Annotated in this window: 12 protein-coding genes; 4 read left to right on the plus strand and 8 right to left on the minus strand. The window is 42.6% G+C overall.

Going from position 1 to position 12,825, the window contains the following annotated elements; all coding sequences use genetic code 11:
- Nucleotides 1-111: 111 nt before the first annotated feature.
- Nucleotides 112-2,472, minus strand: a complete 2,361-nt coding sequence (locus AB4232_RS18215; protein ID WP_009846167.1) for a Lon protease family protein — start codon at nucleotides 2,470-2,472, stop codon at nucleotides 112-114.
- A 240-nt stretch (nucleotides 2,473-2,712) separates the two neighbouring features.
- Between AB4232_RS18215 and AB4232_RS18220 the strand changes: the two genes are divergently transcribed.
- From AB4232_RS18220 to AB4232_RS18230, 3 genes are all read left to right on the plus strand, one after another.
- Nucleotides 2,713-3,207: a hypothetical protein gene (locus AB4232_RS18220; protein ID WP_009846166.1), complete on the plus strand. Its 495-nt coding sequence runs from the start codon at nucleotides 2,713-2,715 to the stop codon at nucleotides 3,205-3,207.
- Nucleotides 3,208-3,219: 12 nt separating this feature from the next.
- Nucleotides 3,220-4,848, plus strand: coding sequence for an ABC transporter ATP-binding protein (locus AB4232_RS18225; RefSeq protein WP_017103474.1), 1,629 nt, complete (start codon nucleotides 3,220-3,222; stop codon nucleotides 4,846-4,848).
- Between the two features lie 197 nt (nucleotides 4,849-5,045).
- Nucleotides 5,046-5,198 (plus strand): hypothetical protein, encoded by a 153-nt coding sequence (locus AB4232_RS18230; RefSeq protein WP_372087692.1) that lies wholly within the window; start codon nucleotides 5,046-5,048, stop codon nucleotides 5,196-5,198.
- Between the two features lie 168 nt (nucleotides 5,199-5,366).
- On the opposite strand, the gene AB4232_RS18235 is transcribed toward AB4232_RS18230, so the two are convergent.
- Genes AB4232_RS18235 through AB4232_RS18245 form a run of 3 tightly spaced genes read right to left on the minus strand, consistent with a single transcriptional unit; the run spans nucleotide 5,367 to nucleotide 6,805 of the window.
- Entirely contained in the window at nucleotides 5,367-5,573 is a 207-nt protein-coding gene (locus tag AB4232_RS18235; RefSeq protein WP_372087693.1) for a zinc-binding dehydrogenase, read from the minus strand.
- A gap of 23 nt (nucleotides 5,574-5,596) precedes the next feature.
- Entirely contained in the window at nucleotides 5,597-6,340 is a 744-nt protein-coding gene (locus AB4232_RS18240) for a zinc-binding alcohol dehydrogenase family protein (protein ID WP_372087694.1), read from the minus strand.
- Between the two features lie 51 nt (nucleotides 6,341-6,391).
- Entirely contained in the window at nucleotides 6,392-6,805 is a 414-nt protein-coding gene (locus AB4232_RS18245) for a DUF4440 domain-containing protein (protein ID WP_372087695.1), read from the minus strand.
- A 161-nt stretch (nucleotides 6,806-6,966) separates the two neighbouring features.
- On the opposite strand from AB4232_RS18245, the gene AB4232_RS18250 reads away from it, so the two are divergent.
- Nucleotides 6,967-7,293 carry a helix-turn-helix domain-containing protein gene (locus AB4232_RS18250; RefSeq protein WP_146493483.1) on the plus strand — a complete coding sequence of 109 codons (327 nt, stop codon included), beginning with the start codon at nucleotides 6,967-6,969 and terminating at the stop codon, nucleotides 7,291-7,293.
- Between the two features lie 188 nt (nucleotides 7,294-7,481).
- On the opposite strand, the gene AB4232_RS18255 is transcribed toward AB4232_RS18250, so the two are convergent.
- The 4 genes from AB4232_RS18255 to AB4232_RS18270 all read right to left on the minus strand — a co-directional run bounded on the left by AB4232_RS18255 (nucleotide 7,482) and on the right by AB4232_RS18270 (nucleotide 12,720).
- Nucleotides 7,482-8,201, minus strand: a complete 720-nt coding sequence (locus AB4232_RS18255; RefSeq protein WP_372087696.1) for a hypothetical protein — start codon at nucleotides 8,199-8,201, stop codon at nucleotides 7,482-7,484.
- Between the two features lie 163 nt (nucleotides 8,202-8,364).
- Entirely contained in the window at nucleotides 8,365-8,505 is a 141-nt protein-coding gene (locus AB4232_RS18260) for a hypothetical protein (RefSeq protein ID WP_157939752.1), read from the minus strand.
- Between the two features lie 30 nt (nucleotides 8,506-8,535).
- On the minus strand, nucleotides 8,536-9,549 hold the full coding sequence (locus AB4232_RS18265; protein WP_017094250.1) for a LacI family DNA-binding transcriptional regulator: 1,014 nt from the start codon (nucleotides 9,547-9,549) through the stop codon (nucleotides 8,536-8,538).
- Nucleotides 9,550-9,645: 96 nt separating this feature from the next.
- A complete protein-coding gene (locus tag AB4232_RS18270) occupies nucleotides 9,646-12,720 on the minus strand; it encodes a GH116 family glycosyl hydrolase (protein WP_372087697.1) in 3,075 nt (1,024 codons plus the stop codon).
- Nucleotides 12,721-12,825 lie beyond the last annotated feature (105 nt).

The following is a 12,825-nucleotide window of genomic DNA, read 5'->3' on the forward strand; positions in this document are numbered from 1 at the left end:
AATCAAAAAAAGCCATCGATTTTTATGTCGATGGCTTTTTAGTTTTGTCTATTTATCTGATTTTCAAACACTTATCTAATTAAAAAGCTAGCTGGGTCTATAGATATTAGACTATTTACGTAGTGCGTTCAGTTTAGCTTGAGCGATACCAAAGATAGTATCGATTGGATAGCTCCCCTCGTCACTCGCCTCACCGGCGGCTTTGCCTGTAAACAGCTCAATCGCTTCGGTCACATGGTCGATAGCCCAAATATTAAACTCGCCCTTTTCAACCGCTTTTACGATGTCATTACGCAGCATCAGGTTGTGAACATTTGAACGTGGGATGATCACCCCTTGCTCATTTGAACGTCCTTTGATTTCGCACACATCAAAGAAGCCTTCAATTTTCTCATTCACACCACCAATAGGCTGGGACTCACCGAACTGGTTCATCGACCCGGTAATCGCGATGTCTTGACGGTTCGGCTGCTTAGAAAATGCAGACACCACCGCACAGAACTCGGCCATACTCGCGCTATCACCATCAACGCCACCATACGATTGTTCGAAGGTGATATTGGTCGTAAGCGGTACTTTCGCTGTCTTACCAAATACCGAAGAAAGGTAAGCCGATAAGATCATCACCCCTTTCGAGTGAATACTGCCACCTAGGTCTACGTTTCTCTCGATATCAATCACTTCACCGTCACCATAAGCCGTGGTTGCCGTGATCCGGTTCGGTGCGCCAAACATATGATCGGTTGTGCTGAGTACAGACAGCGCATTGACCTGCCCAACCGCCTGACCATCCACATGAATCAGTGTTGTACCGTTGGTGAAGGTTTCCATGACGCTGTCTTGTAGTCGCCCGACACGCATCTGTTGGTTAGATAGCGCCTGGTCGACATGCGTAGCACGAATCAGGTTCGACTTCGCCCCTTTCGCCACGTAGTTTGACTCACGAAGCAGGTTGGCAATGTGTGCCGAGTGCAGCGACAACTTACTTTGGTCACCCGCCTGACGAGAACTGTGCTCAATGATCCGAGCAATCGCTTTGCGATCACAATGCAGCATGTTGTTGTCGTGCACGATGCTTGAAATGAAGCGTGCGTAATGCATTTCAGAATCCGCAGTACGCTTCATCTCATCTTCAAAATCGGCCGTCACACGGAACAATTCACCAAACTCCGCATCGTAATGTTGCAGTAGTTGATAAGTTCGATAATCACCAAACAGGATGATCTTAACGTCCAATGGAATAGGCTCAGGATCAAGTGATACCGCCCCCGTTAACGTGACCTCTTTTTCTAATGATGTGAAGCTCAATTGACGCGAACGCAGCGCGCGCTTCAAGCCTTCCCACACATAAGGTTGTTCAAGTACTTTGACCGCATCCATCAGCAAGACGCCACCATTGGCTCTATGCAAACTACCAGCGCGGATCAAAGAGAAGTCTGTAAATACGGTGCCTTTGAACGTTGCCGTTTCGACATAGCCAAACAGGGAGTGATAATTCGGATTCTCTTCAACCACGATCGGCAGAGTCTCCTCCTTCTGGCTCACAATCACGTTCACCTTGTAGCGACGTGGCATTTTCTTGTCCAAAGAGGCGGTTGCAACTTCTGCTTGCTCTGTACTCTCTTCTAAGAAAATATCTGCGTTGTCGACAATGTCTTTACGCAGTGCTGTCAGGTACTTTTTAATATCAGGATATTGGCTGTAATCTTGCTTCAACTGCTTGATGAAGTGGGTAATAACATCTCGCGCCGTATCATCATTCAACTTTTGAACTTTCTCTGTGTACGTCTCTTCAAGCTCAGTCAGTTCACGAGAAATGGTCCGCAGCCCGACTTCCAATCCATCAATGGTTTTATCGAATTGATCTTGCTCTTCTGGCGTGAGTAAGTCGAAGCTCTCTTCGGTATGAAGATCATCGCCATTCATCGCGACAAATTGGTAGTCACCCTGAGTCGTGATCGTCAGGTTGATGCCCTTATCTTTTGCTTCTTGACTGATCGCTTCTAACGCCGCTTGTTGCTTAGCGGCCAACTGATTTTTTAATCGGTCAGCGCGGTTAAAGTACATCTCGTTATCGAATGCGAGTGGCATTGCTTTAAGAAGCTTACGCATCAGCTTTTCAATATCTTGCTTCAAACTGCTGCCAACACCACGAGGCAATTTCAGCACCTTAGGTGTACGAATGTCTTCAAAATTCGCGATATAGCACCAATCAAAAAGCTCCTGTACTTCTTGAGGATGTCGGTTTAGGTAGCGCAAGATCATGGTACGTTTACCCAGACCATTTCGACCTATCGCATAAATGTTGTAACCCTTTTCCTTAATTGACATCGCGAACTCAACGGCCTTTTGTGCACGTTCTTGCCCGACGATTTCGTCAATTGGAGCCAGTTCTTTGGTCGACTTACATGGTAGCTTATCGAGTTCCGCTACCTTATACAGCTGTTCTGTATTGAGTCTTTGCATCGCCATCGCCGCCTCCTTAGTCCTTCATTACTTGGGTGTAGATAAAATCAGTGTAGATGTAATTACCTATAAATTTAGTGACTTACGCTGCACAGCTGTTCAACTGAACAAATAACACACAATTTGCCCCGTTTTTAGCAATAACGAGAGATTTAATTCACCAACTTAGCATGTGAATGATTTTAATTTGCAATTGATAATAAATATCATTAACATTTTAGGATATTTAAAATTAAGGATGTGGACATGGAAATTGAACGCTGCTGGATGCACTACCTAAAAGCTGAACAGTTAATGGAACAAGGTCATTGGCCCGAAGCACAGCGCCTCTATAATGATGTTCTCACCTCTCTTCCTCATCACATCCAAAACGCGGCATACCAAAGTGACATCAAACCCTGCCAGTTTGCTTGCTTAATTTCAGGCCTTAGAGACGCCAGTGTCGCTCAATCAGAGATTCTCAATCGTTTAGGCCAACAGCAACAAGCCTTCGACACCTTGAACCAATCTTATGCATTGATGCAATTTATCTCTCTTGAGGGTACAGAGTTGATTCAACGTACCTTTAGGTTATTGGAAAAGCAGAGCGAAGATTTACTCAATCACCTGATCGCATTTTGCAGTGCTCAGCGCAGCTCACATTGGATGCTCGAGCTAGAACAAATTCAACGCGCTCATCACCATTTTGGGCAGCTTAAAACCACTTCAGAAGTTCAATCTTCACCTAATGTCTTAAATTGATAAGGATATATCATGTCGGACCGGGCCATTCTTAAAGTTAATAATCTCTCCGTTAAATTCATAACCAATGATGGAATCATTGATGCGGTAAAAAAGATTAACTTTACTCTTAATTCTAGTGAAACCTTGGCCATTGTTGGCGAATCGGGTTCAGGTAAATCTGTCTCTTCCAACGCTTTAATGCGTTTGCTTCCTGACAACGCCATCATTGATGCTCAATCGGAAATCGAATTTGAAGGTCAGTCGATACTCAAAAAGACTGAACGAGAGATGCAGTCAATTCGTGGTGACAGGATTGGAATGATCTTTCAAGAACCAATGACATCTCTAAACCCATATCTACGCGTGGGTACACAAGTGGCTGAAGCCATTATGTGTCATCGTAATGTATCGAAATCTCAAGCGAAACAGCGTGTGCTTGAGCTTTTCAACCTTGTACACCTACCAATGCCAGAACAGGCATACAACAAATACCCACATGAATTTTCAGGCGGCCAGTTGCAACGCATCATGATCGCAATGGCTCTGATCAATGAACCAGACATTCTGATTGCAGACGAACCGACTACGGCTTTGGATGTGACGGTTCAGGCTGAAGTGCTCTCTCTTATCAAAGAGATTCAAAGCAAGATGGGCATGGCGATTTTATTCATTACCCATGATCTCGGTGTAGTGAAACACTTTGCCGACCGAGTACTCGTGATGTGTAAAGGGGAATTGGTCGAAGAAGGACTCACTCAAGAGCTATTCGAAAATCCTAAGCACGATTACACACGCATGCTGATCAACTCAATTCCGAAAGGCGCTAAGGTTCCTGTAGAAGCATCGGCGCCAGAGCTACTGTGTGCCGATGATATCCGTGTTCAATTCTTAGTGAAATCTCACTTCATTAAGAGTAAGAGTCAATATTTCGAAGCTGTAAAAGGCATCTCATTGACCCTAAAACAAGGTGAAACGTTAGGCATTGTTGGTGAATCTGGATCAGGTAAATCAACACTAGGACGCGCACTGATCGGCTTGCTGCCAAGTACCGGACGTATTGTTTACAAAGGCCAAGATGTGAGTTTGTTAACCGATAAAGAACGTCACAAGCTCAAGAAAGATGTTCAGATGGTATTCCAAGACCCTTATGGTTCTTTATCACCACGCATGACTGTTGGGGAAATCATCACTGAAGGTTTAACGGTACATCAACCTCATCTATCCAAGAAAGAAAGATTAGAACGAGCTCGCAAAGCATTGATTGAGGTTCGCTTAGAACCAAATTCAATTAACCGCTATCCACATGAGTTCTCGGGCGGACAAAGACAACGTATTGCGATTGCTCGCGCGTTGATTCTTGAACCCTCTTTCATTCTATTGGATGAACCGACTTCAGCACTCGATCGCTCTGTACAGCTCACTGTGATTGATCTGCTGAAAGACATCCAAGCCAAGCACAATATCGGCTTCCTGTTTATCAGCCATGACCTTTCGGTAGTCAAAGCCTTATCGGATCGTGTTTTGGTAATGCAGAAAGGTGAAGTGATGGAAGAAGGCGCTGCAGAAGAGATTTTCAATGCGCCGAAAAACGACTACACCAAGAAACTCATCGCTGCGTCATTCGACTTAGAAAATAAGTCGAAAAAAAATGCCGCGTAAAGGGAACTAATCAAGATTAACAGCGTCTTATATGTACATTCTGAATAATCTCGATACTCAAAATAATTGGAGTTGCAGCTAGGCAACAAATAAGTTCAGCCCTATGAGCATAGGTGTTCTATGTAATTTGGGTGAACTTAGGCAGTTAACAACGCTGCGGCTTCAAATATGAAGAGTAGAATGGGTTTCACTCTAGAATGGATATAGCAAAACTGGTTTGGCCGCCAAAAGAAAAATGTCGCATGGATGCGACATTTTTCGTTTCTGGCGTATATGAAAAAATCAACTCAGCGATTCGAGCCAGTGATTATGAAGGTTTGCTCAAGTTGACGAACTTTAAACAGGGTTAGCTGATAGTCGGCAGAGCGCTAACTTGTTTTTGGACATTTCTGAGTTACGTTCCACAGCCGACTCCAACTTTTCTGATTACTTCTCGTATTGCTATCATGTGGCCAGCCTATATGTAGCTGACCAAATTACCTTAGCGACTAAAGTCATGCATAGTTCAGTACAGTTTCTTAAAGTTGAAGAATTAACTTTCCTACCGTATTACCACTTTCTAAATCTCGATGAGCATTTACGCCTTCTTCGAGTGAATAGATCTTGTGAGCTGACATTTTAATCTTACGCTCTAAAAGCAAGCTCTCGATTGATTTTATCGCCGAGACATTGCCTTGTTTACTGTGGGTTCCTCCATTTAATAATTCAAGCTTAATCGACTTCATAAAGGCATTTTGTAGTGCTGTTTCTATATTGGGGCTTGATTACTTTCAGCGAAGCCATACCAAATTAAATGTCCATTACTTGCAAGAAGGTCGATATCTCTTGCAATAGAATTACCGCCAGTAGCATTGAAAATAGCGTCTATTCCATCTGGATATTCGCTTTTTATAATATTTTGGACACCTTCCTGTTTATAATTTAAAACACGATCTGCTCCCAATGAGTGTACATATTCTTTCTTTTTATCAGAGCCGACTAAAGCAATAACTTCATGGTCTTGAGCTTTAAGAAGTTGAACTAGAACGCTTCCCACGCTTCCTGCTCCAGCATGAACGAGAACTTTTCGCGCAGAGCTGTTCAAACGTTGGGTCAAGAGAATCGCAGTTCTTGCCGACATACTGATACTACTTGCTACTAGAGGTGAAAGTGACACAGGGACAGCTAGTTCCCATTCTAATGAGCTGGTAGTGTCGACAACAACGTACTCAGCGTAGGATTGACTGGCTGAAAATGTGACAAGTTGTCCTTTCTTATAACCACTGACTTTAGCCCCCATCTCTTCAATAATGCCTGACCCTTCCATCCCTAAAGTAAAAGGAGGGGTGGGTACGCCTGGGAAGGCACCTTTACGAAGGTACGTATCTGCTAAGTTAATGCCACTATAAGCGACTTTAATTAGTAACTGACTTTCGCTTATTTGCGGTTTTTCAACTTGGTTTACGGTTAGCACTTCTGGGCTGCCAAATTTAGTTACTTGTAGAGCTCTCATTTTTTAGTATTCCTAAATAATTTTTAGTATGTTGACGGGGTAGCTAATTGTTTAGAAGCCATTGGGGTTATCGATGACATAAAGCCAACCGCCATCAGAATATTTCATTACTTCTAGAGCCATTCCTGTTTGTACATTAAGGATTTCCCAGTCGGAACGAATAAGTGCAGTGTCGCCATTGATATGAATAGACACGCCATGTGTGACCATTTCCACGTCACCTTGCATATAGCCTTTCAAGGTCTGTACGATAGCGTCTTTGCCTCTAGCGAGATTACCTTCAGCATCTAAGACGAATACGGCATCTTCATGGAATAATGTCGCGAGCCCAGTTGTATCTTTATTTGAAAAATACTTTGCAAATAATTGGTGTAATTCACTAGGTGTTTGCGGTTTTGTGTAATCTGTCGATCCATAAGATAAAAAAGAAAAAGCGCTTAAAGCAATCAACCATACAGCTTTCATAATGTTTCCTTCATTTAGTGTTCTGTAAAGATAGTGTGATAGTATTAGAGTTGGTTACTAAATGAAATTAGCTACCTAAAAGTAACCAGGCACCTACAGGTAACTTAGTAAGGTGCGCCAATTTTAGAAAATGCAATATGAACATATAAAAGGAGTGGACTATGAGCCAGCAAGGTAAACACCCCGAGGGCTATTGTAGTGCGGATCGATACTTAATGTTGATCTCTACAAAGTGGACTGCGCATATTGTTTGGTTAGTCGGTCAGCATAAAGAAATACGGTTTGGGCAAATACAGAAGCAGCTAGCCTTGGTGTCTAGCAAAGTCCTCAGTGAGCGTTTAAAGCTGTTAACAGGAGAAGGTTTTGTTTGGAGAAGACAAGAACAGACGGTTCCTGTAACAGTTTATTACGGGTTGACGCCAAAAGGAGAAGAACTTGCAGAAATTGTCGATATTATCGTAAACAAATCTGACGACTGGGATAGGTGATCGCACTAGACAATGCAGTACAATGATTAGAACAAGTAAGTCAAATGAGGCTTAGATGAAATGTGTGTTCCTCGGTCTAAACAACTTTGGGGCAAAAGTGATTTAGCTTACATGCCCCCGTATAACCTAAAGTAGTGATTGAATTAACTTTGGGGATTAAAAAACGCCCAGTTAAGGGCGTAGTAGAGTCAATCGTAAAGTTCAAAGCCCAGATCATCAATAATTGACAACGTCACCGGTCCCAAGTCATCACCATTAGCCATTAACTCTTTAGGCATTGGCGGAATAGTTCGGCCTTTAGAATCCTTACCGCGTTTGTCGTCAGTCCCATTGATGTAATCGTATAAATGACCGCCGTCGGAAAATGGCAAGCATTCATAATCTCTATTATAAGCTTCATTGTAGGCAGTAACTGCTTTGCTGGTTTCCATACAAAAACCTTTACCGGCAATCTCTTTTGAATCGTCTATAAACACGTCACTTGAAGTTCCAACGCCAAGAATATGCGCAAATTCATGCAAAATAGTTGGCTTATAGCTTTTGGGATCAAAATCAGGCTCATGGAGATCTGAGCTAATCCAGATAATGCCTAATGAGGGGATATTGTCTTCATACTCTTCTACTGCCGCTAAGCCGTACTCTTCCACATCATCTGACACAATAATTTCAATGTTAATTGTGTGCTGATCTTTTCCATCAACCTTTTTGATTATGCCTAGCCATTTGTTAGCGGCTTCAATGTAGCGTTCTTTGTCATACTTAAAGTCCAAATCAAAGTTAAGGACAAAAGTTAAGTGATCATTTGATATAACTTCTTGGGAATAGTATTCAGGATAAAACTCAGAATTCTGACTGTAACTGACTGACGATAAAAAGGACAAAATGAGAGCTAGAGTTAATTTTTTCATTCGAAAACCTATAATAAAGCCGTCTAGGATGAAGGCTAAGTAGTGACGTTTAACTTGGTTGGATATTACAGTATTTATAGCTCTACAAACGTAAGCACACGTAACACCTCAATATTGGTGCACTACAAACTGATCGACTAGTTCAGAGTTAGGTTTATTTTAATTATCTCACAGCTAAGTTAGCTCGTAATTCAATCCCCATGTTAAACAATGTGAGCGCGTAAATATCAGCAGCGAGAGCGATAGCTTTACTCAGCGGTATTCCTGCACCACGGTTCGCACTGACATCAATACGAATCATCACGGGCGTACCACCTTGAGGCTTGTCTTGAAATTAACGATACAATGATTTGGTCGACTCTCTAACGATTAAATCAATGGGTGGCAATCGAGCTTCATGCCGCTCGCCAGATAACAGATTCAAAATCGATTGAGCACATACCTCTCCAATTTCTTCAATAGGCTGTCTCAAAGTCGTTAACGCTGGCGTGAAATACTTAGACGTCGGCAAGTCATCAAAGCCAATCACAGACACATCTTCTGGCACTTTATAACCGTGGTCAGACAGCGCCTTAATCGCCCCGTAAGCCGTTTGGTCATTAGCAGCAAACAAAGCAGAGAAGTGAACCTTAGATTCAATCAACTCTACCGTTTTCTCGTAGCCAGACTCACTACTGAAATCACCTTGTTTAACGAGTTTTGGCATCACTTTAATACCCGCCTCTTGAAGTGCTTTCTTATAGCCTTCAAAGCGATTTCCCGAATCCGGTTGACTTGAAAGCCCCTTAATATGAGCAATGTTCACATGCCCTTGTTGCAGTAAATGTAAGGTTGCCATGTAGCCGCCCAACACGTTATCAATGTTGATGGAGCGGACGTTATTCTCAACAAAATCGTAGCCAACCATCACGATAGGAATGTCTTGTGCATACTTGGAAATCTCTTCCTGAGTAATGCTTCCTGTAACGATGATCATGCCATCCACGTTACTTTTTGCGAGATACTCCAACGCGTGCATTTCTAACTTTTTCTGCCAATGCCCTGTCGCGATCACTAACGAATAGCCTTGAGCGATCAGAGTTTTCTCCATGTCGTTGAGAATACGACTGGTGTAAGGGCTGTCAGGGTGCTGCACCAAGACACCAATAGTGAGCGAGCGTCGGTTGGTGTTTTCTTGCATTTGGAAGTTAGGTTTGTAGCCCGTGTCTTTAATAGCTTGCTCAATATTTTGGCTTTTATCGTCCGACACATAAGTGGTTCGATTAAGGAAGCGAGACACGGTACTGGGAGAAACACCAGCCAATCTTGCTACATCGTATACTGTTGTTTTTTTTGTTTTAGTGCGCATCTCGATACCCTAATCAAGTGACATTCGGGGAGCTTGAAGCTCCCCGTCAATTTCAACCTGCATACCACTGCTTTAGCTGAAGCTTGTGTCATTAAGTTAATACAAGTAGGCGAAGATCATCCCCGGTCTAAAGTAGCGGCCAGCCGTATATTTCAAGCCAGTACTCAATAGCCATTTGTGTAAGCCTGCCAGCTTTTCTAGCGGAATTTCACCGCCCATCATTTTAACAAAATTGTCAGTATCTTTCGTTAATGTTGGGTTGATACGACCGTCAGACAGCACACACTTTTGATATTTAAGTACACTTATCCAGTTTTTCGCATCATTTTGCGACACTTTAAATACTTCTATAAGATCTTTCTCATTGACAGACACAGAACAATTGAACCCCTCTGGCGCTGCAAATGGAATTTTCGAATAGTCATAGAGTGCGGTATACACGGTATCCATCAATGTTTCTGCTTGCTGCGATTTACCCGCTAAATTCAACGCTGTTGCCACACTAAACTGAACACCAATCCACACATCTTGTGCCTGAAATGCTTCATGTGGTGAGCCATCAGCTAACGTCATATTCGCAACACCCAACTCGGGACTGTTAATTTCGAAGTTATGCTTATAAACATAGTCCAATGCGCGTTGGATATTCTCTTGCGGGAAAATACCTTCTAAACCGATGAGCTTTAGATAGCTGTCGGCCAACAAGGCATCGCCAAAGCTGTTGTCGGAATCTGGCACTAAATCTAAGTATTCTTGTGTAAAGGCTTGAGGCGCGGTCTCGCTCAGCAAGCGTTTCTTAGAAACTCTTTGAGATACTTTACTGATGTTGATGGAGGTATCCGTTTCATTTAAATAGGCATTGAGCGTGTTCTTGTCAGCAATCGTATCACCCGTCAAAGTCAGGCCTAAGGTTTCCAATGCTTGATAGTTCTTACCTGTCAAATGCTTGGCTTGAACTGGCGTCACGAAGAAGTGGTAGTAACCCTCTTTTTCATCCCACAAGCTTTGCTCAACGGTTACTAACGCCTTTTTAGAACGCGTTAAGTAGCCCGCGGCTAACTCACTTTCATTCATCAATTTTGCAAGTTCGCTTGCCGCTTGTAGACCTGCTACCCAAAGGCTCGCGCAGTAAATAGAGATGCCGTGAGACGCGAGGTTATCAAAGGTATCGTCTGTGCCTCGGGTTAGCGGTAAATCATCGCCTTCAGCAATCAAGTTCGATAAGAAATCGATGCTTTCAGTTACGGCTTGCCAGCACTCTTTAACCACTGAAATATCTTGGGTGTTTTGATAGTGACGGTACACCATCAGAATGTACTTCGGCGCTAAGTCCTTCCATTCTTTCACGTTGTGCCAACTGTAAGCGTCTGGCTGGATATCGAATGGGCTGCCCAAATCGTGGATCACCGCACCTCGAATAGCGCGTACACCTTGGTACTTATCATCAATCAATTCGGCGTTAGGCGTCGCTTCATATTCCCAGTATCGGCGCTCGGTAAAGTCTTCCGCCAAAATGGCTTTAGAGAACTCTTTCATCACGCAGCCATCAAGCTCAGGCAACAAATAAAGCAGTGAGAATGAGCCGTAGAAATACACATCCAGAGAGTTAAAGAATGGGTAGTCGACACACTCTTTCACCAAGAACTTGTCTTCTTTATCCCATACCGTTGATTCGGCTAGGAAGGACAATGAGTTCATTGCCATCGTCGCATAACGCAATGCCGATTCTGGCTGCGATATCTTGCTTTGAGCTTGTTCGAGGAAAGCCGTTTGTTGCTCGACGATCTGTTGCTCAATCGCTTCTAGCTCTGGTAATACGTCTTCTAACATCGGCAGAGCTGGTTGCGTTTGCGGGTAAAACTGCGTGTAAGCCTTCTCTGAACACCAGCCATTAAGCATGACTTTGCTGTGCGCCATTACCTGTGCAAAACGCAGATCAACAGACTCACCCGCTTCCAATTCAACCTGAACCACCACCAATGCGCTCAGAGCTTCACGCCCTGTGTAGATACCGGTTTGGAACTCAGTGTTTGTGCGGCCTGTTTTCAGTGCGAACTCTGTTTGCTGAGCACTCTTAGAGGTGTAAAGCGTTGGCTTCACAGAAATCGAAACCTTACCAGATTCCGTCAACTGGTTATCCGCTTGAACACCAAACACCACCTCGCCTTCAATATCGCTCTGATAAGGCGATTGGCTAGACAGCTGAACACCCGTAAAACTGTGACTTTCGCCTTTTAAGTTAACCACTTCATGCTGCTGAGCTATAGGATTTTGAGATAAGGTACAAGCCGAATCTTGAATGCCATCACGGCCTTTTTGATAGGTTGAACCAATCAAGTTTTGTAGCGGTTGAGCAAGCGTAATCACGCGAGTTTGCGCTGAATTATTGATTAATTCGAAGTGATTCCAGTGCATCGGTAATGAACAAAGGCGTTTGTTCTCTTTAACGATCGGAGATACTACCTTACGCTTTATATTAATATCTTCGAAGCTGCTGTATTTATATTCAGCCAATGGATACAAAGCTTGATATTCTATATCTCTGCCATTAACACTATCTATATGATTATTATCACCCGAGGCAAGCGATAATAACTTCGTTGTATCATTTGTTAATAAACCATTAAAAAAATCTAAGGCGACATATAATTGACAAACTATTGAATCTGAATCTTCTTCAATCAATAATTGAGTCTTATTTGAAAATTCAACGTTCCACTTTGTAAAGTTAGCTTTATTTTCTTGGTAGAAGCGACCATTTTTTAATGCTGCTCGAATCAGGTTAATCGCATTCGATATGTTTTTGCTTTCGATCTTCTTGCCATCAAACAAAGCAGGATAAAAGTTTAGGTGAACATTCAGCTCTTGTTCATTAAGGACTTGCAGCGTATCGATAGTCGGCACATTCATCACCGACGCATAAAAGTCATTAAAATTAATAATTTGCTCTGAACAATCAACAAATATTCCCGGAATAAAGCTGAAATTTGGTGTTTTTCCGTTTGGCGTCAGTGTAAATGTGTTACCAATTCCGCCCACCGCCATACCGGTATTTTCTGGTGTGGTAGAAATTGGCGTGTACCAAGGTTGAATAAATTCAACTGCATCACCTTTTTTACATAAGTGTTCCGAATTTCCTGAGTAGCTCGTATATGGAATTTTATTATTCATTTTAAAACCGCCATTGAATATTTTTTTCTTCTTGTTAATATCTTTTTAAAATGGAGACATCAACATGTTTAAAATTATAAATGAAAAATTTGGAAATATTGACTC

Source organism: Vibrio sp. 10N.286.46.A8 (assembly GCF_041470165.1).
In the GTDB taxonomy this organism is placed as follows: domain Bacteria; phylum Pseudomonadota; class Gammaproteobacteria; order Enterobacterales; family Vibrionaceae; genus Vibrio; species Vibrio tasmaniensis_A.